General features: G+C 61.6%; 18 protein-coding genes. 15 read left to right on the forward strand and 3 right to left on the reverse strand.

Features of this window, described 5'->3' with window-relative positions; translation table 11 throughout:
- Window positions 1–25: 25 nt before the first annotated feature.
- From tagH to HMPREF3138_RS25865, 11 genes are all read left to right on the forward strand, one after another.
- Window positions 26–1,774 carry a type VI secretion system-associated FHA domain protein TagH gene (gene tagH, locus HMPREF3138_RS21310; protein WP_038876760.1) on the forward strand — a complete coding sequence of 583 codons (1,749 nt, stop codon included), beginning with the start codon at window positions 26–28 and terminating at the stop codon, window positions 1,772–1,774.
- Window positions 1,774–2,547, forward strand: a complete 774-nt coding sequence (locus tag HMPREF3138_RS21315) for a PP2C family protein-serine/threonine phosphatase (RefSeq protein WP_038876757.1) — start codon at window positions 1,774–1,776, stop codon at window positions 2,545–2,547. Before tagH ends, HMPREF3138_RS21315 begins: the two co-directional genes overlap by 1 nt.
- 28 nt (window positions 2,548–2,575) lie before the next feature.
- The gene (locus HMPREF3138_RS21320) at window positions 2,576–3,562 is read left to right on the forward strand and encodes a type VI secretion system-associated protein (protein ID WP_038876754.1); all 987 of its coding nucleotides are present in this window, start codon (window positions 2,576–2,578) and stop codon (window positions 3,560–3,562) included.
- Window positions 3,563–3,577: 15 nt separating this feature from the next.
- The gene (locus HMPREF3138_RS21325) at window positions 3,578–4,399 is read left to right on the forward strand and encodes a type VI secretion system accessory protein TagJ (protein WP_371326908.1); all 822 of its coding nucleotides are present in this window, start codon (window positions 3,578–3,580) and stop codon (window positions 4,397–4,399) included.
- A 2-nt stretch (window positions 4,400–4,401) separates the two neighbouring features.
- Complete coding sequence (locus tag HMPREF3138_RS21330; RefSeq protein ID WP_038876749.1) at window positions 4,402–4,977, forward strand: type VI secretion system baseplate subunit TssE; 576 nt, start codon at window positions 4,402–4,404, stop codon at window positions 4,975–4,977.
- 4 nt (window positions 4,978–4,981) lie between these two features.
- Window positions 4,982–6,868 carry a type VI secretion system baseplate subunit TssF gene (tssF, locus tag HMPREF3138_RS21335; protein ID WP_038876747.1) on the forward strand — a complete coding sequence of 629 codons (1,887 nt, stop codon included), beginning with the start codon at window positions 4,982–4,984 and terminating at the stop codon, window positions 6,866–6,868.
- The gene (gene tssG / locus HMPREF3138_RS21340; protein ID WP_047730434.1) at window positions 6,865–7,935 is read left to right on the forward strand and encodes a type VI secretion system baseplate subunit TssG; all 1,071 of its coding nucleotides are present in this window, start codon (window positions 6,865–6,867) and stop codon (window positions 7,933–7,935) included. Before tssF ends, tssG begins: the two co-directional genes overlap by 4 nt.
- Window positions 7,936–7,991: 56 nt before the next feature.
- A complete protein-coding gene (gene tssH, locus HMPREF3138_RS21345) occupies window positions 7,992–10,646 on the forward strand; it encodes a type VI secretion system ATPase TssH (RefSeq protein ID WP_038876745.1) in 2,655 nt (884 codons plus the stop codon).
- Between the two features lie 49 nt (window positions 10,647–10,695).
- The gene (locus tag HMPREF3138_RS21350) at window positions 10,696–12,138 is read left to right on the forward strand and encodes a serine/threonine protein kinase (RefSeq protein ID WP_038876744.1); all 1,443 of its coding nucleotides are present in this window, start codon (window positions 10,696–10,698) and stop codon (window positions 12,136–12,138) included.
- A 143-nt stretch (window positions 12,139–12,281) separates the two neighbouring features.
- On the forward strand, window positions 12,282–14,765 hold the full coding sequence (tssI, locus tag HMPREF3138_RS21355) for a type VI secretion system tip protein TssI/VgrG (RefSeq protein ID WP_038876741.1): 2,484 nt from the start codon (window positions 12,282–12,284) through the stop codon (window positions 14,763–14,765).
- Window positions 14,765–15,115: a hypothetical protein gene (locus HMPREF3138_RS25865; protein WP_071605365.1), complete on the forward strand. Its 351-nt coding sequence runs from the start codon at window positions 14,765–14,767 to the stop codon at window positions 15,113–15,115. The genes tssI and HMPREF3138_RS25865 overlap by 1 nt, the downstream gene beginning before the upstream one ends.
- A 110-nt stretch (window positions 15,116–15,225) precedes the next feature.
- Here the strand turns inward: HMPREF3138_RS25865 and sbmC are convergent, their stop codons facing one another.
- Together sbmC and kynA are read right to left on the reverse strand one after the other, a co-directional pair.
- A complete protein-coding gene (sbmC, locus tag HMPREF3138_RS21360; protein WP_038876739.1) occupies window positions 15,226–15,693 on the reverse strand; it encodes a DNA gyrase inhibitor SbmC in 468 nt (155 codons plus the stop codon).
- 22 nt (window positions 15,694–15,715) lie between these two features.
- The gene (kynA, locus tag HMPREF3138_RS21365; RefSeq protein WP_038876738.1) at window positions 15,716–16,558 is read right to left on the reverse strand and encodes a tryptophan 2,3-dioxygenase; all 843 of its coding nucleotides are present in this window, start codon (window positions 16,556–16,558) and stop codon (window positions 15,716–15,718) included.
- A 295-nt stretch (window positions 16,559–16,853) separates the two neighbouring features.
- Between kynA and HMPREF3138_RS21370 the strand changes: the two genes are divergently transcribed.
- From HMPREF3138_RS21370 to HMPREF3138_RS21385, 4 genes are all read left to right on the forward strand, one after another.
- Complete coding sequence (locus HMPREF3138_RS21370; RefSeq protein WP_038876736.1) at window positions 16,854–17,891, forward strand: LacI family DNA-binding transcriptional regulator; 1,038 nt, start codon at window positions 16,854–16,856, stop codon at window positions 17,889–17,891.
- Window positions 17,892–18,162: 271 nt separating this feature from the next.
- A complete protein-coding gene (locus HMPREF3138_RS21375) occupies window positions 18,163–19,398 on the forward strand; it encodes an MFS transporter (protein WP_171887494.1) in 1,236 nt (411 codons plus the stop codon).
- A gap of 29 nt (window positions 19,399–19,427) precedes the next feature.
- The gene (locus HMPREF3138_RS21380; protein WP_038876732.1) at window positions 19,428–20,189 is read left to right on the forward strand and encodes an SDR family NAD(P)-dependent oxidoreductase; all 762 of its coding nucleotides are present in this window, start codon (window positions 19,428–19,430) and stop codon (window positions 20,187–20,189) included.
- A gap of 49 nt (window positions 20,190–20,238) precedes the next feature.
- The gene (locus HMPREF3138_RS21385; protein WP_019453017.1) at window positions 20,239–20,655 is read left to right on the forward strand and encodes an RbsD/FucU domain-containing protein; all 417 of its coding nucleotides are present in this window, start codon (window positions 20,239–20,241) and stop codon (window positions 20,653–20,655) included.
- A 50-nt stretch (window positions 20,656–20,705) separates the two neighbouring features.
- Here the strand turns inward: HMPREF3138_RS21385 and HMPREF3138_RS21390 are convergent, their stop codons facing one another.
- Window positions 20,706–21,440 (reverse strand): thioesterase II family protein, encoded by a 735-nt coding sequence (locus HMPREF3138_RS21390; RefSeq protein ID WP_070559320.1) that lies wholly within the window; start codon window positions 21,438–21,440, stop codon window positions 20,706–20,708.
- Window positions 21,441–21,514: the final 74 nt, after the last annotated feature.

Here is a 21,514-nt window from a genome sequence, read left to right on the forward strand (position 1 = left end):
AAGATCTTATCAGCAGGAATGCCTTATGCGATTTTCCATTGTAAAAAATAAAAGTGGCCAGGTTCCGCCGCAGAGCAGTTGCGATTTTCTGCCGCCGGGCGGCACCATCGGCCGCAGCGTGGACAACAACCTGGTGCTGCCGGACGAAGAGCGCGCCATTTCCCGCCTGCAGGCGATCGTGCATATTTCCGCTGACGGCGAATGCCGCATCACCAACCGCGGCAACGTTACCCGCGTGCTGCTGAACGACATTCCGCTGGAACGTGGCCGCCAGGTTGAACTGCAGGACGGCGACGTGCTCGGCATCGACGATTACCAGATTGAAGTCAGCGCGCTGCACCAGCACGCCGCGCCACAGGCTCAACCGGTGGCCAAGGCCGCCGCCGTTGCCGCTGCTGCGGCCCCTGCAGCCGCCACCAAAGAAAAATCCGCCGCGCCCATCCCCAACGAAATCTGGGACAGCCTGGTGGAAGAATTTACCCCGAATGCGCCGGCCGCCGTCACGCCGCCGCCGGTCGCCAATCCTGGCAATCACCCGCTGCTGGACACCCCCGCTCGCGAGCTGAACCCGGTCGATCCGCTGGCGCAGCTGGCGGGCGATGTCGATCTGCGCCAGCTGCAGCAGCAGCAAACCGATCCGGCGGCGCTGTTCAACACCGACACCACCTTTGAGCGCGAACACATCCTGGCCGATACCACTCCCAGCGCGCTGCTGGCGGAACAGGCTGCGCCAGCGCGGCCGGCAACCCCGGCTCAGAATGCGCAGCAACCGGAGCAAGAGCTGGATCCGCTGGCGCTGTTCGGCGGTTCATCCGCTCCCGCGTCCGCTCCCGCGTCGCCCGAAGCGTTAAACAGCAACGATCCGCTGGGGCTGCTGATGGGCGGCGCCGTGCCGCTGGCTCAGCCGGAGGAGCCGGTACAGCCGCCCGCACCGCCGTCTCCGCCACCGATCGCCGCACAACCGCAAGCGCCCCGCCCACAGCCGACGCCGCCACCCGTGCAGACGCCTGAGCCGCAACCCCAACCTGCGCCGCAGTTCTGCCAGCAGGAACCGCCTGCACAGCCGCCGCGCCCGCGCCAGGGCAACCGCCTGGGCATCGATCCAGTCGCCTACCAGTCCGCTCAACGGCAGCACGCCGCCGCGCCGAATGGCGACACCTTAGAGGGGCCGCTGCTGACGGCGCTGTTGCAAGGCATCGGCCTCGACGATCTGCAGCCGCAGCCGCACTTCGACGAACGGCAAATCCGCCAGGCCGGCCGCCTGCTGAGCCTGTTCTCGCAGGGCACCGTCGCCCTGCTTTCATCCCGCTCGATCCTCAAGCGCGGCGTGAAGGCCGAGATGACCATGATCCTCGACGAGGCCAACAACCCGTTCAAACTGCTGCCTTCGGGCAAAACGGTGCTGATGCAGATGTTCGGCAGCCAGATGCCGGGCTTTATGCCGCCGGAGCAGGCGGTGCGCGACGCGCTGATCGACCTGCAGGCGCACCAGCTGGGGATGATCGCCGGCATCCGCGCCATCATCGCCGCCATGCTGCAGTCGTTCAACCCGGAGCGCCTCGAAGAGGAAGCGCGCAAGGAAGGCGTGGCGCCGCGTCTGTCGCTGCCCGCCAACCGCAAGGCTGCGCTGTGGGACTACTTCGTGAAGAACTATCAGCAAACCTCCGGCGAGATCGAGGACGATTTCCACACCCTGTTCGGCGAAGCCTTCCTGCACGCCTATGACGTTGAAGTGAATCAATACAAAGACTCACAGACCAAACCGGACGCGTAATGAATATCACCATAGCCTCTACCTCCAACCAGGGCGGCCGCGCCTCCAACCAGGATCAGACCGGCGAGGTGCTCGGCAACCGCGCCGCCTGCTTCGTGGTGTGCGACGGCATCGCCGGCTTTCCGGGCGGCGATATCGCCGCCAAACTGGCGCGCGACACCATTTTGCATAACTTCGACGGCGAAAAGCACCTGAACGCCCAAAGCATTCGCCAGCACATTACGCGCGCCAACGCCGCCATCCACCAGCAACAGCGGCAATCGGACGAATACAGCAAGATGGGCACCACGCTGGTCAGCCTGTTTATCGATCGTGATTACCAGCTGGCCTACTGGGCGCACGCCGGCGACAGCCGCCTGTACCTGTTCCGCCGCGGCTACCTGCATGCCGTCACCACCGATCACAGCCTGATCCAACAGATGCAGGACGCCGGTTATCAAACCAACGGCATCAACAGCAACCTGCTGTATTTCGCGCTGGGGCTCAATGAAGAGCGCGACGCTACCTACAGCGACGTGCTGCAGCTGGAAGACGGCGACGTTTTCCTGCTGTGCACCGACGGCTTCTGGCACAGCTTCAGCCAGGCCGAACTGGAACAGTCGCTGCACATGGTCAACTCCCCCAGCGAGTGGATCGCCCTGATGCAGCAGGCATGGAAGAAAAACAATAACAGCGATAACTACAGCGCTATCGCCGTCTGGATTGGCTCACCGCAGGAAACCACCCTGCTGCATTCGCTGGCGGATGCGGAACGGTTTCTGAGCCGCGACTGAGCAGCGCACATTCACAGCAAGGTTCACTATGAAATATTGGATGCCGGGGCTCGTCGCCCTGATGGCGGTACCGACCGCGCAGGCGATGAACTATCGCCTGGTTTACTCCCCCAGCCAGAAGCTGGAAGTGTTTATCGATGACGTCAAAAACAGCAATCCCGAAAGCTGGTGCGGCAAGAGCATCCCGCTGCGCATCGTCTCGGCGCAAAGCCAAGATCCGGCGGTGCTGAACGACTTTCTGCCGCGCGTCGGCAATCTGTTGGAAAAACAGTGCCCGAAAGCCGGCCACCTGCCCTGGACGCTGACCGACAAGCGCGGTGAAAAGCAGGCCAGCGGCGAAGCCGCCAAAGTGCACGGCTGGAAACCGGTGGTCAAACAGGAGGCCGTCGAGCAGCCGGAAACCCCGCCGCAGCCGGCGATCCCTGCGGCGGTAGCCGTGACCTCTCCGCAGGCGGACACCGCGCCGCCTCAGCGTTTCAACCTGCCGCAGGGCTGCCACTTCCGCACCTTCTGGCATGACGACGCCAACGGCGGCGCGCTGTTCATTCCCGCCGGCGAGGCGCTGCGCTGCGGCGAGGACGGCTGGCTGCAGGGCAGCGGCGCGGTCACGCTGCAACAGGGTGGCCAAACCCTCTCGCCGACATTGTGGTTCCTGCAGGGCTATCCGCTGGCGCAGATCAACGGCGGCGATCGCGCACTGACCGTCGTCAGCGCCAACGCCCAACGGCTGGTTCTGGGCGGTAACCCGCAGGCGCCGGGCAGCTTCCTGCTGCTGAGCTTCGAACCGCAGTTGCACGCCTGGGCATTCAACGGCGAAGCGATCGTTGAAATGCCGCGCGTCGATGCCGCTGACGAGAACAAGGTCAAACAGCGCGTGCAGCAGGTGCAAACCGCCTGGCAACCGTTGCTGAGCGCCCCCGCTCCGCTGACCTTCAAGCTGGTGGAAAAGCTGGCCGCAGACCGGGTCGATCCCGCCAGCGGCAGCTACCTGTCGGTTAACGGCGCCACTCACTGATTATAAGGAAAGCCTGTGAAATCATTAGCAAGCATGCTGCAAGGCCACTCGATCGGCGCGGCCATCACCGCCGTCGAAAACGAGATCAAGGGAAAACCGGCGGATGCCGACCTGCGCGCCGCGCTGGTGCAACTGCTGTGCCTGAGCGGCAACTGGACGCGCGCCAACGCGCAGCTGAAATCCTGGCAGGCGCTGAAACCGATCGCCCAACCGACCACGCTGCTGCTGATGCAGTCGGTCAACGCCGAGCTGCAACGCCAGGCGGTGTTCGCCGGCACGGCCGCGCCGGCGCTGCAGCGGCAGGATCAGCCCTGGCTGAAACTGATGGTGCAGGCGCTGCATCAGGATGCGCAAGGCGCGGCCGAACAGGCCCAGGCGCTGCGTGACGAAGCGCTGGAGGCCGCCCCGGCCGGCGCCGGGCGGTTAACGCTGGCCGAAGGCGACCAAGAACGGCAGCTGAGTTTCGACTGGCTGACCGACGGTGACGGCCGCCTCGGGCCGGTGTGCGAGCTGGCGCTGAACGGCGTTTACTACTGGCTGCCGTTTGCCGACATCGCCACGATCCAGTTCCAGGCGCCGCAGAGCGCCATCGATCTGGTGTGGAGCCACGCGCTGGTGCGCCTCACCGACGGCCGCGAGCAGGTGTGCCAACTGCCCGCCCGTTATCCGCTGGCCGAAGGCAGCGACGACGCGCTGCTGCTCGGCAAACGCACCGAATGGCAACCGCTGGGCGACGGCACCCACTATGCGGGGCTGGGCCTGAAGACCTGGCTCAGCGAAAGCGACGAATTCCCGCTGCACAGCCTGCGGCAGCTGAGCTTCGACGCGAGCGCCTGAACATGAATGATAAGCGCCCCCCCCACTACGACGGCGGCGATCTGCGCCGCCAGGGCTATCGCTATCGTCAGGACAGCGAGCGCCTGACGTCGCGCGACAAAATGCAGCCGGTGCTGCTCGACATGCTGACCGACGACGAACCGCAGAAAAAGCAGGAAGCACAGGTGCGCAACCTGGTGTCGCACAGCGAGCTGCGCCGCCGGGTGCTGCGCGATCTGCAGTGGCTGTTCAACTGCGTCAACAGCGAATCCAATCTGGATCTCGGCGACTTTCCGCAGGTGCGGCGCTCCACCCTTAATTACGGCATCGCCTCGCTGGCGGGCAAGCGCATGTCGGACATCGAATGGCTCGACATTCAGCGCGCGCTGACCGAGTCCATTCTCCATTTCGAACCGCGCATTTTGCCCGAGGGGCTGCAGGTGCGCTGCATCTCGGACACCGGCTCGCTGGAGCTGCACAACGTGCTGTCGATCGAAATCAAGGGCCGCCTGTGGTGCGTGCCCTATCCGCTGGAGTTTCTGTTCCGTACCGACGTGGATCTGGAAAACGGCCACTTCGATCTGAAAGACATAGGATAAGGCGATGGACAGTAAACTTTTAGACTATTACAACCGCGAGCTGGCCTATCTGCGTGAGATGGGCGCCGAGTTCGCCGAACAGTATCCGAAGGTCGCGGGCCGTCTCGGCATGCGCGGCATCGACGTGGCGGATCCCTATATCGAGCGCCTGATGGAGGGCTTCGCCTTCCTCACCTCGCGCGTGCAGCTGAAAATGGACGCCGAGTTCCCGCGCTTTTCTCAGCGCTTGTTGGAGATCATCTACCCCAATTACCTGTCGCCGACGCCGTCGATGGCGATCGCCGAGCTGCAGCCGGACAGCAGCAAAGGCGACATCAGCAACGGCTTCGTGGTGCCGCGCGGCACCATGATGGACAGCCAGACGCTGAAGAAAAGCGGCATCACCTGCAGCTACACCACCGCCCATGACGTCACGCTGCAACCGGTGCGCATCGCCGGCGTCGAGCTGGGCGGCATTCCGGCCGATATTCCGCTGGCCTCGCTGGGGCTGCAGCACAGCGGCTGTGTCAGCGCGCTGCGCATTCGTCTCGAGTGCTACGAAAGCGTGACGCTCAACAACCTGCAGCTGGATCAGCTGATGTTTTACCTGGCCGGGCCGGACATGCAGGCGCAGCAGCTGCTGGAACTGCTGATGCAGCACAGCGTCGGGCTTGTCTGCCAAACGGTGGAGGCGCAGCCGCAGCGGCGCGCGCTGGCGCTGGACGGGCTGCGGCAGGAAGGCTTCGCCGCCGAACAGGCGCTGCTGCCCAACGATCTGCGCAACTTCGAAGGCTACCGGCTGCTGCAGGAGTACTTCGCCTTCCCGGCGCGCTTCCAGTTCTTCAGCGTCAACGGCCTGCGCCCGCTGCTGCAAAGCGTGCGCGAAGGGAAAAAGGCGCTGCGCCAGTTCGAGATCGTGGTGCTGCTGGATCGGCACGACGCCGCGCTGGAACGGGTGGTCGACGCCGCCCATTTGGCGCTGCACTGCACGCCGGTGATCAACCTGTTTCCGAAGGTCGCCGAACGCATCGCAATCAACGAAAAAAACCACGAATACCATCTGGTGGTCGACAATATCCGGCCGCTGGATTACGAAGTGTTCTCGGTGCAGCGGCTCGGCGGCAGCGCCAGCGAAAAACGCTACGAGCAAGAGTTTCGGCCGTTTTACAGCACCCTGAGCGCGGACGACGGCAACTATGGCGCCTACTTCTCGCTGCGGCGCGAACAGCGTACGCTGTCGGAGCACGCCCGCCGCTACGGCACCCGCACCGGCTATGCCGGTTCGGAAGTGTTCGTGTCGCTGGTGGACGAGCGGCAATCGCCGTGGCACAGCGATCTGAAATACCTCACCGCCGACGTGCTGTGCACCAGCCGCGACCTGCCGTTGATGCTGCTGCAACAGGATCAGGGCAACTTCGTGATGCCCGACTCGATCCCGATCAAGCAGGTCTCGCTGCGCAAAGGCCCCACCCCGCCGCGCCCGGCGCTAGCCGAAGGCATGATCACCTGGCGGCTGATCAGCCAGCTGCAGCTGAACTACCTCAGCATGATGGACGGCGATCCGGAACAGGGCGCCGCCAGCCTGCGCCAGCTGATGGGGCTGTACGGCAACCTGAGCGAACCGGCGATCGCCAAACAAATTCAGGGCGTGCGCCACTGCAACCTGCGGCCGGTCTATCGGCGAGTGCCGGAGCCGGGCCCCATCGTGTTCGCACGCGGCATCGCCATCGATCTGACGGTCGATGAGCAGGCGTTCTCCGGCAACAGCCCCTATCTGCTCGGCAGCGTGCTGGAGCGCCTGTTCTCGCGCCTGGTGGCGATGAACACCTTCACCGAGATGACGCTCTCCAGCCAGCAGCGCGGCGAAATCGCCCACTGGCAGGCGCGCATGGGCAAAAGGACGCTGATATGAACGCGGAGATGATTGCCACCGAACTGGCGCCGCCGCAGATCAACGCGCTGTATCGCCTGCCGGACGACTTCTGGCCGCGGCTGCGCGGCGCGCCTTACAAGCACGATCTGTTTCAGCTGCTGCGCCGTATCGACGCCCAGGGCGGCCAACCCTACCTGCTGGGGCGCGCGCCGCTGCCGCGTCACGAGATGCTGCGCCTGGGCCAGGAGCCGTCGCTGTCATTCGCGCCCTCCACGCTGGCGCAGGTGGCGCCGCGCGCCAACAGCCCGCTGCACGACGTCTCGATCTTCAGCTTCGGCCTGTTCGGCCCCAACGGACCGCTGCCGCTGCACCTGACCGAATACGTGCGCGAACGGGTGTACCACCATCAGGACACCACCCTGCTGGCGTTCACCAACCTGTTCCATCACCGGCTGACGCTGCTGTTTTACCGCGCCTGGGCCGACGCGCAGCCGACGGTGTCGCTGGATCGCCCGGACAACCGGCGCTTCGACGAATACCTGTCGAGCCTGATCGGCATCGGCCAGCCGGCGCAGCAGGAACGCGACAGCATCAACGCCCACGCCAAACATTTTATGGCCGGTCATCTGATTCGCCACAGCCGCGATCCGGAAGGCCTGAGCAAGATTTTGCAGCAGTATTTCAAGGTGCCGGTGCGCATCGTCGAAAACGTGCCGCACTGGCTGCGGGTGGAGCCGCGCGAGCAAGCTCGGCTCAAGGCCGGGCGCGGTGCGCCACGGCTCGGCGAGTCGGCCTTTCTCGGCATCGCGGTGCGCGATATTCAGCACAAATTCCGCATCGAGCTGGGGCCGATGCCGCAGCGGGACTATAACCGCTTCCTGCCCGGCGCCGACCTGTGCCGGCAGCTGCGCGACTGGGTGCGCCAATACCTGGGCATCGAGTTCGTCTGGGAAGTCCGTCTGATCCTGGCGAAGGAACAGGCGCACGGCCTCCAGCTCGGCGGCGCGCAACGATTGGGCCTGAGCAGCTGGTTGGCCGACGATCGGCGGCAACGCGATCTCGACGACCTGATCTTCAGCCCTGAACCGCTGGAAAATCCGTTCTGACCCTATTTCGGCCGGCGCCCTGCGGCGCCAGGCCACTCTGAGACCTGAGGAAAACCATGTCTGAAATCAGCCGCTCGGTATTATTTGGCAAACTGGATAGCCTGTTATTCACCTCTCTGGAAAGTGCAACGGCGTTTTGCAAGCTGCGCGGTAACCCCTACGTCGAACTGGCGCACTGGCTACATCAGCTGATGCAATCGCCGGACGGCGATCTGCAGCAGATCGTCCGCCACTTCGCGCTGGACGAGGGGCAGCTGGCGCGCGACATCGTCGAGGCGCTCGATCGCCTGCCGCGCGGCGCCAGCGCCATCTCCGATCTGTCCGAGCACATCGACAGCGCGGTAGAACGCGCCTGGGTCTATGGCTCATTGAAATTCGGCGCGGCGCGCATCCGCGGCGGCCACCTGCTGCTCGGCATCCTGAAAACCTACAGTCTGCGCCATCTGCTGAAGGCCATTTCCCCGCAGTTCGAGCGCATCAACGCCGATCTGTTGATGGAGCAGTTCGCCGCCATCACCGCTCACTCGGCGGAAAACGCCCAGGATGCGCCGGCGGAAAGCAGCGCCGAGAACATATCCGGCGCGCCGCGCAGCGGTGAAAGCGTGCTGGCGCAGTATGCCCAGGACCTGACCGCCAAAGCGCGCAACGGCGAGATCGATCCGGTGGCCGGCCGCGACGAAGAGATCCGGCAAATCATCGATATCCTGATGCGCCGCCGCCAGAACAACCCGCTGCTGACCGGCGAGGCCGGCGTCGGGAAAACCGCGGTGGTGGAAGGCCTGGCGCTGCGCATCGTGGCCGGCGACGTGCCGCCGCAGCTGCGCGACGTGAAGCTGTGCCTGCTGGACATCGGCATGCTGCAGGCCGGCGCCGGCGTTAAAGGCGAGTTTGAAAAACGGCTGCAGGCGGTGATCGACGAAGTGCAGTCCAGCCCGACGCCGATCATCCTGTTTATCGACGAGATTCACACGCTCATCGGCGCCGGCGGCGCCCAGGGCACCGGCGATGCCGCCAACCTGCTGAAACCGGCGCTGGCGCGCGGCCAGCTGCGCACCCTCGGCGCCACCACCTGGTCGGAATATAAGAAGTACATCGAGAAGGATCCGGCGCTCACCCGCCGTTTCCAGGTGGTGCAGGTACACGAGCCGAGCGAAGACAAGGCGCTGCTGATGCTGCGCAGCACCGTCAGCCCGCTGGAGCAACACCACCGCGTGCTGCTGCTGGATGAAGCGGTAGACGCCGCGGTGCGGCTGTCGCATCGCTATATTCCGGCCCGCCAGCTGCCGGACAAGGCGGTGGCGCTGCTGGATACCGCCTGCGCGCGCGTGGCGGTCAGCCAACACGCCGAGCCTGCCCAGGTCGAAGACTGCCGCCATCGCATCGATGCGCTGCAGATAGAGTTAGATATCGCCCGCCGCGAGACCAAAGTGGGCATCGGCGATCCCCTGCGCCCGCAGGAGATTGAAGCCCAGCTGACCGCGCTGCACCAGGAGTTGGAACAGTTGACCGACCGCTGGCAGCAGGAGCTGGCGCTGATCCAAGAGATCATCACACTGCGCGCCCAGCTGCACCGGCAGGAAGAAGAGTCTACTGAAGAAGAGACGCAGGCGGGCCCTGACGCGGACGCGCTGCGCGCCCAGTTGGGCGAACTGCAGCAGCAGCTGAGCGCGCTGCAGGGCGAAGCGCCGCTGATCTTCGCCGCTGTCGACGCCAACATCGTGGCGGCGGTAGTGGCTGACTGGACCGGCATCCCGCTGGGCCGCATGGTGAAAAACGAGATTGAAGCGGTGCTGCAACTCTCCGACACCCTGAACCAGCGCGTGATCGGCCAACGCCATGCGCTGGATCTGATCGCCCGCCGGGTGCGCACCTCACGGGCGCGGCTGGACGATCCGAACAAGCCGGTCGGGGTGTTCCTGCTGGCCGGGCCATCCGGCGTCGGCAAGACCGAAACCGCGCTGGCGCTGGCGGAAACTCTGTACGGCGGCGAGCAGAACGTCATCACCATCAACATGAGCGAATTCCAGGAGTCGCACACCGTTTCGACGCTGAAAGGCGCGCCCCCCGGCTATGTCGGCTACGGCGAAGGCGGCGTGCTGACCGAGGCGGTGCGCCGCCGCCCATACAGCGTGGTGCTGCTGGACGAAATCGAGAAGGCGCACCCGGACGTGCATGAAATCTTCTTCCAGGTGTTCGACAAAGGCTGGATGGAGGACGGCGAAGGCCGCCATATCGATTTCCGCAACACCATCATCATTCTGACCTCCAACGTCGGCACCGATCTGATCGCCGGGCTGTGCAGCGATCCGGAGCTGCTGCCGGAGCCGGCAGCGCTGAGCGGCGCGCTGCGCCAGCCGCTGCTGTCGGTGTTCCCGGCCGCCTTGCTCGGCCGCCTGCTGGTGGTGCCGTATTACCCGCTGACCGATGCCACGCTGGGCAACATCGTGCGCCTGCAGCTGGGCCGCATCCAGCGTCGCCTGGCGGAGAATCACGACATCGTCTGCACCTTCGACGACGCGGTCATCGAGCAGATCGTCAGCCGCTGCACCGAGGTAGAGTCCGGCGGCCGCATGGTCGACGCCATCCTGACCAATACCCTGCTGCCGCAGATCAGCCACACCCTGCTGACCGGCAGCGCCAACGACCAGCGCTATCGCCAGCTGCATATCGCGCTGCAGAACCACGAATTCATTTGTCAATTTCAGGCATAACGCCGCGGCCGCCGAGACGGCGGCCCTTTGAACACAGAGAGTCATCACTATGTCGGGAACCGGGATAACCAAACCGAATTCGAACAGCCTGCCGAGCGGCTATCGGTTCAACGAATTCGAGATCCAGGAAGCGATCGGCGAAGGCGGCTTCGGCATCGTCTATCGCGCCTACGATCACCAACTGGAACGCACCATCGCCATCAAAGAATACATGCCGACCTCGCTGGCGAAACGCAACGACGATCTCAGCATCGGGCTGCGCGGCGAGCGTTTCGGCAAAACCTTCCAGGCCGGGCTGAACAGCTTTATTCAGGAGGCGCGCCTGCTGGCCCGCTTCTCGCACCCCGGCCTGCTGCACGTGCTGCGCTTCTGGGAAGAGAACGGCACCGCCTACATGGGCACCCAGTTTTACAGCGGCACCACGCTGAAGAACCTGCAGGCGCAGCAGCCGGAGAAGATCGACGAGGCGTGGATCCGTCGGCTGCTGCCGCCGCTGTTCAGCGCCATCAACACCATCCATCAGGAAGGCTACCTGCACCGCGACATCTCGCTGGATAACATCCAGATCCAGGAGAGCCAGCTGCCGGTGCTGCTGGACTTCGGGTCGGCGCGCAAAGAGATCGGTAACCTGTCTGACGAAACGGAGATCATGCTGAAGCCAGGCTTCGCGCCGATCGAGCAGTACACCGAGAACAGCGACGGCGAGCAGGGGCCCTGGACCGATATCTACGCGCTGGGCGCCGTGCTGCACACGCTGATCGTCGGTTCACCGCCGCCGGTCAGCGTGGTGCGCAGCATCGAAGACAGCTATCAACCGCTGGCCGAGCGCCGCCCCGCCGGTTACTCGCCGGAACTGCTGCGCACCGTCGACCGCGCGCTGGCGCTGAAGCCGGAAGACCGGCCGCAGACCATCGATGAAATGGCCGAGCTGTTGCAACTGCCGATCGCCGATGAAAACGAAATCGTCAGCACCCCGGCCGCCGCGCCGGAGAACCTGCTGGTGGCCGCCAATCCGGCAGCCGCCGCGGCCGCCGGCGCCGTTACCGCGCGCAGCACCCAATTCTCGCGGCCGATGATGGCCGGCGCCGGCGTCGCGGCGCTGCTGGTGATTAGCGCCGTCGCCTGGCTGAGCGGCGGCAAGGACGATGCCCGGGCCGTAGCGCAAAATACCGAGGCGTCACCGGCGCAGAAAACCCTGACGGAGCAGCCGAGCGCGCCGCAAACCGCGCCATCTGCGCCGGTGGAACCAGAAAAGGCGGCGCCGCCACCGCAGCCGGTGGCGCTGGTGTACTTCAAACTGCAGCCGGGCGAACAGGTCAGCCTCGACGGCAAGCCGCAGCAGGTAACGCCCGGCGAAAACGGCTTCGCCAGCCTGAATCTGGCGCCGGGCCGTTATCAGCTGGAGATCCGCCACAACGATCGGCTCCGCCGGCAGCAACTCAGCATCGACACCGCCGGCACCTGGCTGGTCAATCCGGCCAGCGCCGGTTAATTCCGTTCTGAATCCCCGCCGCAGCGGGGTTTCCCCTATTTCATGAGACTGACGCACCGCTGCCCACCCTCATTGGCCGCGCGGCAAGGCCGCTGCAACGCTGGGGTAAGCAGAACACGACGTCAATCACAGAGGATGTTCTCATGTTGGATCGCATTATTGCGCACACGCCGCTGGGCCAGGAGCAACTGTTGTTCCGCTCACTGGACGGCATCGAAGCGCTTTCCACCCCTTTCGACTTCTCTATTGAATTGCTGAGCACCGACGCGCGGCTCGATCGCAAAGCGCTGCTCGGCCAACCGCTGACGCTGGAGATCCCGACTCAGGGCTTTCTCAGCGCCCCACGCTACCTGAACGGCAAGATCACCGCCATCGCCGTCAGCAGCGAAGAGATCGGCGGCACCCGTTACGCGGTGTATAGCCTGCACGTGCAGCCGGATCTGTGGCCGATGACCAAGGACCGCAACTTCCGCATCTTCCAGGAACAGACGGTGCCGCAGATCGTCAAGACTCTGCTGGCGGAGCACAACGTGCAGTTGGAAGATCAGCTGACCGGCGACTATCGCCTGTGGGGCTACTGCGTGCAGTACAACGAAAGCAGCTTCAACTTCATCAGCCGCCTGATGGAGCTGGAGGGCATCTATTACTATTTCAAACACGAGATGGGCAAACACACGCTGGTGCTCGGGGATGCGCCCCACCATCATCAGCCCTATCCCGGCTACGAGATGATCCCCTACCACCTGACGCCATCCGGCGGCAGCACCAGCAAGGAAGGCATCAGCCAGTGGACGTTGTCCGATCGCGTCACGCCGGGCATCTACAGCCTGGACGACTACGATTTCCGCAAGCCGAACGCCTGGCTGTTCCAGGCGCGGCAAAACCCGGTCTCGCCGACGCCGGGGCAGATTGACGTCTACGACTGGCCGGGCCGCTACACCGAGCATCAGCAGGGGGAGTTCTACGCCCGCGTGCGCCAGGAAGCCTGGCAGGCCGAGCATCAGCAGATCCGGGGCACCGCCACCGCGCTGGGCATCGCCCCCGGCAGCACCTTTACGCTGTATAACGCCCCGCACGCCGACGACAATCGCGAGTACCTGACGCTGCAGGCCAACTACCATCTGAAAGAGAACCGCTATGCCAGCGGCGACGATCAAAGCAGCGAACACCGTATCGATTTCATCGTGCTGCCGGCGGACGTGCCCTGGCACCCGCCGCAGCAGGCCACCTGGCCGAAAACCCACGGGCCGCAGACCGCCCGGGTGGTCGGCCCGGCCGGCGAATCAATTTGGACCGACAAATACGGCCGCATCAAGGTGAAATTCCACTGGGACCGCTTCGGGCCGAAGGACGACGGCAGCTCCTGCTGGGTGCGCGTCTCCAGCGCCTGGGCCGGCCAGGGCTACGGCGGCGTGCAGATCCCGCGCGTCAACGACGAAGTGGTGGTGGACTTTATCAACGGCGATCCGGATCGGCCGATCGTCACCGGGCGCGTTTATAACGAAGCCAGCATGCCGCCGTGGGCGCTGCCTGCCGCCGCCACTCAGATGGGCTTTATGAGCCGTTCCAAAAATGGTACACCTGATAATGCCAACGCTCTTAGGTTTGAGGATAAAATGGGCAAAGAGCAGGTTTGGATTCAGGCAGAACGCAATCTAGACGTTAATGTCAAGAACGATGCCAGTCGAACCATTGCAAACAATCATACTCACTATGTCGGTGCTGACGAGTTGTACCGTGTTGAAACAAATCGAGTTCAAGGAACCAAAAGTGAAGAGCATTTATTGACCGGAAAAGGAAAAAGTGACTCTGTCGTTGAGGACTATATTATTGCTTCAGGGACCCGCTTGCGCCTCGAATGTGGAGAAAGCGCTATTGAGCTTACTGCCGATGGACAAATTAATATTGTCGGTAAAAATTTTAACTTCCATGTAGAAAGTGATGGTTTTATCAACACGGGCGGTAAGCTTAACCTTAACGATGGAACGGGTGCCGCGATCGTCGCTCCTGGTTCGGGTCATAAAGAAGATATTAACAAAGCGGTAATCGAGCTGTTTCCCCCGAAAGAAAAGGGAAATTCGGCTTTGTCCCCGAGAGGGCCAAATGTGACTAAGTCAAACTCTTCTACAGCAACACCAGAAAAAACACCGTTGTTAAATTCAAACAGAGAAAAACCAGATAAAGCTACATTTGTCAAAGAGGTTCATGAAGCCGCGAAAATTGAGGAGCAAAAGACAGGTGTCCCTGCCGCCGTCACAACTGCACAGGCGATACTAGAAACGGGCTATGGTAAGTCCGTTCCCACTGATGTCAACTCAGGAAAATATAGTCATAATCTCTTTGGCATAAAGGCGCATGGTAATCCTAATTATGTTGAGGTTTGGACACATGAAAACTTGAATGGTAAAAGAGTAAAGATCCTCGACAAGTTCGCTTCATATGACTCTTTCGAAGATAGTATTGCTGGCAGGACAGAGTTTCTGACAAAAAACAAAAGATATCATGATCTATTTAAGAGCACAGACCCTAAAGAATGGGCTCAAGGGTTGCAGGATAAAGGCTACGCTACGGATCCTGACTACGCTAAGAAACTTATTAGCATAATGAACTCACAAGGACTTCTTTAATGAAAAAATTATCAGCTCTACTTTTCCTGCTATCATTCAGCTCAATCGCCAATGTTAATTGTGATGTTCTGGACAAAAGAGCCCAAGATAATGCTGTACACTTTGAAAACTCAAATAATGGGTTTTCTGTTATCGGCAAAGGACGTTTGTATTTTCACTCTGCTCCCGACTTAAGATGTAAAGAAAGTGAGGTATTTATTATACCTAACGATAAGGTCAATGCTTACCTCGACTACCACGGTTACTATTACGTCATGTACTTCAATCGTAAAGGAGAACAAGTTGAGGGATGGGTAGATAGCAACCGACTAAAGGAAAACAATACGGGTATAGGTCCGGTAGAAAAATAAACTTACACTCTCGCTCGCCTGTTCACGTCCCTCTAAATTGAGCGGAATGACAATCACAGGCTGAATCGGCACATCCCATCGATTCAGCCTCTCTTCGCATCACCCTGCTCTCACCACTTCCTCACCGTCTGGTAAATCTCGAGGTCGAAATAGCCGTCGGCCTCGCAGTCGTTGAGATAGTGCTCATAGCTCACCCCCTCAACCGGCTGATAGCCGCTGGCCGGCAGCAGCTTCTGGTAGAACTCGCCCCACACCCGTTCGAAATCGCCATCGCTGATGCGTACGCGGTAGACCGCGTACTGCCCGGCGGGCAGCGTCTGCACGGTAACGCCCTCGCTGCCCGCCGGCAGCGCGAAATCATCCGCCACGCTCATCACCACGTCGGCGCGCAGCTTTTCCGGCGCCACTTCCGCCGGATCGTCCCAGTACAACACCAGCCATTTGCCGAACGGCACGCCGTGGCGCTGACGCCAGGCCAGCAGTTGCTGCGAGCCCTGCGGAATCGTCTGCGGATACGGCCCCACGACTCTCACCCCCACCACCTTCTCCGCCGCCTTATCGATAATCCTCACGCTCATCGCCCTTCCCCCTCACATTGTCTCAGGCGCCGATTTCGGTACGCACGTCCAGCAGCTCGGGGAAAAAGGTCAGATCCAACGCCTTTTTCAGGAAGCTGACGCCGCTGGAACCGCCGGTGCCTGACTTAAAGCCGATGATCCGCTCCACCGTTTTCATATGGCGGAAGCGCCACAGATGGAAACTCTCTTCGATGTCCACCAGCTTCTCCGCCATTTCATACGCTTCCCAGTAGGTCTGCGGGTTGTCGTAGATCACTTTGAACGCCGGCAACAGATCCGGGTTGCGCTGGTAGGGCTGCGTCCAGTCGCGCTTGAGGCATTCCTGCGGGATCGGCAAACCGTGGCGCGCCAGGTACAGCAAGTATTCGTCGTACAGGCTCGGCGCTTCGAGGATCGCCTTCAGCGCGGCGTGTTTTTCCGCGTCGTTGCTGAACACCGCCAACATGGCGGCGTTCTTGTTGCCGAGCAGAAACTCGATCGACCGGTACTGGTGCGACTGGAAGCCCGACGAGCTGCCCAGCACATCGCGAAACTCGACGTATTCCGACGGCGTCAGCGTTTCCAGCACCGCCCACTGTTCGAACAGCAGCCGCTGGATCTGTTTGACGCGCGCAAGGATTTTGAAGCAGTGGCTGAGTTTGTCCTGCTGCACCAACCGCACCGCTGCCCGCAGCTCGTGCAGCATCAGCTTCATCCACAGTTCGGAGGTTTGGTGCTGTATCACGAACAGCATTTCGTCATGATGCGGCGGGTTGGAGAGCGGGTGCTGGCAGTCCAGCAACGAGTCCAGGCACAGGTAGTCGCCGTAGCTCATGCGTTTGGAAAAATCGGTGACAATCGCGCTTTCTAATTCCCGTTTGTTCATCTGTGATCTCCGTTGCGCCCAGCGCCCCATCGGCCTGGAACGTGCCGCAAAGAGAAAACAATAGTACAGAACCCGCCGCCCCGAAGGGCGATAAACGAGAGGTGCTTCGCAGATCTCACTCATCTGCGTCAACACATTGCCGTCTCCCCACTGTTGTTTAGTAAACACCCGGTCCTGCGCCTGACGATTCTCACAAATGCGCGATCCCAAGCGCTCTGCGCCCCGGTTGCGGCTTGCCTGCGGCCGGCTTCCCTTATAGATTGCAGGCTAACGGCAGGCAGCAAGGGATCGGCAAATGGCAAATATTCGTGATGTCGCGCGGTTGGCCGGCGTCTCCATCAGCAGCGTGTCGAACCTGCTGAATAACCGCAGCCACCAGATGAGCGCGCAGACCCGTGAACGCATCGAACAGGCGATGGCGACCCTGGGGTATCGGCCGGCCCAGGCGGCGGCGCTGCCCGCACCGCAGGCCAAGATCATCGGCCTGCTGCTGCCGTCGATCGTCAACCCGAGCTTTTCAGCGCTGGCGCATGCGGTCGACGGCGCGGCGCGGGCTCACCGCTACCGCGTCTTGCTCGGCAACGCCTACCGCCAGGAACAGGAAGAGGCCGCGTTTATCGACGATATGTTCCTGCATGGCGTGCGCGGCATCATCGTGGCGGCGAGCGACATTCGCCAGACCCATTTTGTCCGGGCCGCCGAGCGGGGCATGAAGATCGTCAGCTACGACAATCCGTTTCCCGCGCGGGCGGCCATCGATACCCCGCTGTTCGACAGCGTCTCGATGGACAATGTCGCCGCCGGGCGCCTGGCCGCTCAGCACCTGCTCGAACGCGGCTGCCGACACATCGTGTTCGCCACCGAAGCGACGCTGACCGTCGGGCGCAGCCACAAAATCGACGGTTTTCTGAGTGCGCTGGGGCACAGCCTGAGCGAACGCCAACGGGTGATCGAAGGCAAAGCCAACAGCGCCTACGGCGACACGGAAATGTTTGAATTGGGGCTGACGCTGGCGCCGCGCGTGCTCGCGCTGACGCCGCGCCCGGACGGCATCGTGGCGATTAACGATGCGCTGGGTATCGGGCTGATGGTGGGATTGCGCGCCGCCGGCGTCCAGGTGCCCGCAGACATCTCGGTGATCGGCATCGATAATATCGCGCTGGCCGGCCTGGCCGAACCGGGGCTGACGTCCGTCAGGCCGCCGCTGGCGGAGATGGCACAGCTGATGGTCGAGCGCCTGATCGGCCGCATCAACAATGATGCACAACCGCCCGGCGAGTTTCTCTTCCCGCCGACGGTCATCAGCCGGCGCTCGGTCAAAGCCGCCGGCTAACTGAAATAACAGCGTCTTCCCCAGGCGATGCGCAGCGGCATCGTCCGGATCGGTGTCAGCCAAAAACAAAGGAAAAGGCCGTCGCGCTTAAGGGATGCCCACGCCTCAATGAATCAGCGTCGTGCCGTTATTTAACGTTCAGCTCAGGGTTATGGGCCGGGCCTCTATTATTCCGATTAACCACATTGGAAATATCAAAATGAAAATAAGCAAGCCGCATGATATTGAACGCAGCGCTATCAGGAAATTGACGCTGCATATTGTCCCCCTCATGATTTTATTGTATTTCCTGGCGTTTCTCGATCGCAATAACATGGCCTACGCCGCCAAAGCGCTGGAAGATAACCTGGGCCTGACTGCCTCGGCCTTCGGCTTCGCCTCCGGGATTTTCTTTATCGGGTATTTTCTGTTTGAAATACCCAGCAACGCCGGCACCATTAAATTCGGCCCGCGCATCTGGTTCGCCAGAATATTAATTTCCTGGGGCATCTTCGCGACCCTGCTCGGCTTTGTGCGCACGCCGCTGGAGCTGTATATCTGCCGTTTTATGCTGGGCGTGTGCGAAGCCGGATTCTTTCCCTCGGTGGTGTATTACTTCACGGTGTTCTTCCCGGAAAAATACCGCACCAAAATTCTCGGTATGTTCATCATCGTCCAGCCGCTGTCCAACGCCGTCGGCTCGCCGATTTCCGGCTTTATTCTCAATATTCAGCATGATTGGTTCGGGTTCGCTCCCTGGCAACTGCTGTTTATCCTCGAAGGGCTGCCGCCGATCGTCATCGGCCTGCTGATCCCGTTCCTGATCAAGAACTCGCCCAAGGACGTCAGCTATCTGAACGTGGAGGAAAAGGCCTGGCTGATGAGCAACGCCGGCCGCTCCAAATCCGGCTCTAAAATCACGCTGGGCGACTTCCTGAAAGGGATTAAAAACAAGAAATACCTGCTCTACGCGCTGCTCAACTTCGGCATGGTGTGCGGCATTTATGGCTTCGGCACCTGGCTGCCGTCGATCATTACCGCCCTTTCCGGCAGCGATATCTTCCGCGTTAGCCTGCTGGCACTCATTCCCTACGGCCTGGCCGCGCTGCTGGTGTACCCGTGGAGCCTGTGGGCCAGCAAAACCAAAAAGCTTGGCGTGTTCGCCGGCCTCAGCATGGTGGTCGCCGCTATCGGCCTGATGGGGGCGGTAACGTTTTTTAAATACGATCCGCTCGTCGCGCTGTCGTTCCTGTGCATCGCCGCCATCGGCATCTACACCGCCGTACCGCCGTTTTTATCCATGCCCGCCAACATTTCCACCGGTGCGGCCGCGGCCGCCGGGCTGGCGGTGGTCAGCTGCATCGGCAATATCGGCGGCTTCGTCGCGCCTTATGCGGTGGGCGTGTTGAACGATCTGACCGGCAGCAGCGCGCCTGGGCTGTTTTTCCTGGCCTCGTGCCTGCTGGCCACCGGGTTGATCTGCATTTTCTACTGCGCGAAACAGCGTGAAGGCGTCATCAATGCTTAACGAACCAATGAACCAATAAGGAGTCAATTATGGGCGATCTTGCGGGCAAAAAGGTCTTTATCACCGGGGCGGAACAGGGCATCGGCCGCGCCACCGCAGAGCGGCTGCTCAAGGCCGGTTGCGACATCTATTTTCACTATCACAGCGACGAAAGCGGCCCCAAAGCGCTGGTGGCGCTGGCCCATTCATTGGGGCAAAAGGCCGCTTACGGCTACGCCGATCTCATCGATACCGACGAAACGCTGCGCTGCATCTCGGCCGGCGCCGAGTTTCTCGGCGGCATCGACATTCTGGTCAATAACGTCGGCGGCATCGTCGGGCGCAAATGGCTGGGCGAGATCGACCGCGCCTTCTGGCAAACCGTGATCGACGTGAACATGACCACCATGCTGAACGTGACCCAGAGCGCACTGCCGTTCCTGAAGGCGGCAAACGGCGCCAGCATCGTCAACCTGGCCTCGCAGGCCGGCCGAGCCGGCGGGCACTCCGGCTCGCTGGTCTATTCCGCCACCAAGGGTGCGGTGCTCACCTGGACGCGCTCGCTGGCAGCGGAGCTGGGTGAATACGGCATCCGGGTGAACGCGGTGGCGCCCGGCCTGATCCTCGGCACCCGTTTCCACAATCGCCACACCACCCAAGAATCGGCGGAGGAAACCGTTCGCGCCATTCCGCTGGGCCGCGCAGGTACGCCGGACGACGTGGCGCGCGCCATCGCCTTCCTGGCGGCGGAATACGACGGCTTCATTTCGGGTGCCACCCTCGACATCAACGGCGGCATCTACCGCATGTAGTTCAGCCGCGGGCGGCACGGCTGCCGCCCTTTCATTCAGGAATCGCTTTATGATCAAATCCGCCATCACCCACCCGCCGCTGCTCGCCGCGCTGGCGCAATGCGGGCATAAAACTCAGGTGCTGATCGCCGACGGCAACTACGCCTGCGTGACCCATGCGCCGAAAGACGCCACCGTGGTCTATCTGAACCTGGCGCCCGGCACGCTCGCCGCCCCGCCGATCCTGGAAAAACTGCTGGCCTGCATCAACGTGGAAAGCGCGGCGCTGATGGCCTGCCCGCCGGACTTCACCAACACCATCGAAGCCGAATACCGACAGCTGCTGCCGGCGCATTGTCCGGTAGAACACCTGCCACGCGAGGCGTTTTACGCCGCGGTCAAATCGGATCGGACGCTGCTGGTGATCGCCTCCGGCGAACAGCGCCGCTTCGCCAACCTGCTGCTGACGGTGGCGCCGGTGGTGTGATGACGCCATTGCGTTAATGGCGGTTGTGCCCCAACCGCCATACCTGCGCTTTACGCCAGCTGCTGATTCACGATATCCGCCACTTCTTTCGGCTGATGATTGATGAAGAAATGATCCGACGAAACGGTGTGCAGACCGATATGCGCGCTTGTATAGCGCGCCCAAGCCGCCATGTCCGTCTTGGAAACAGTGCTGTCGCAGCTGCCGTGAATCAACACCAAAGGATAATTGATCGTCTTCTCCTTCAACGCCCGTTTCATATGAAAATTAATCGACAGCTCGTTGCGTATAATAGGAAAAAATAAGCTTCTGAAATCAACGTCATCCAAAATATCAGGTTGAGTTCCGCCATAACGACGCAATACTTCGGCCATTTCATCATCATCTGAATGCATCGGATCATGCTTAAAATCCGTAATGTGCGGCGGTGCTTCTGCGGCGATAAAAATTCGCGCCGGCGGTTTATCCTGAGCGATAAAACGACTCGCCAATTCAAAGGCGAATAATCCGCCATTGCTGTGACCAAGAAATGAGTACTGTTTTCCCGACATCAGGCTCGTGGCTTCTCGTTCAACCTCATCCAGAATTTTGCAGACATCATTGCACAACGCCTCTGAAAAGCGGCGTCCATTGCCGGGCAGTTGCATGGCGTACACGGACGTATTGCTATTGACGTAGTGAGAGAATGGCACGAATACCTCGGCATTTCCGGCGGCATAAGGGAAACAAAATAAAATATGCTCATCATCCCCACCGGTACCCCTTTTTATTTGCTCAATCCACATACGGCTTCCTCTGCTTTGCAAGAATATGACGCTATCCGCCACCGCGGAGAACGGGAGCGGCGTAATCAAAATCA

Source organism: Serratia sp. HMSC15F11 (assembly GCF_001808215.1).
Taxonomy (GTDB): Bacteria; Pseudomonadota; Gammaproteobacteria; order Enterobacterales; family Enterobacteriaceae; genus Serratia; species Serratia nevei.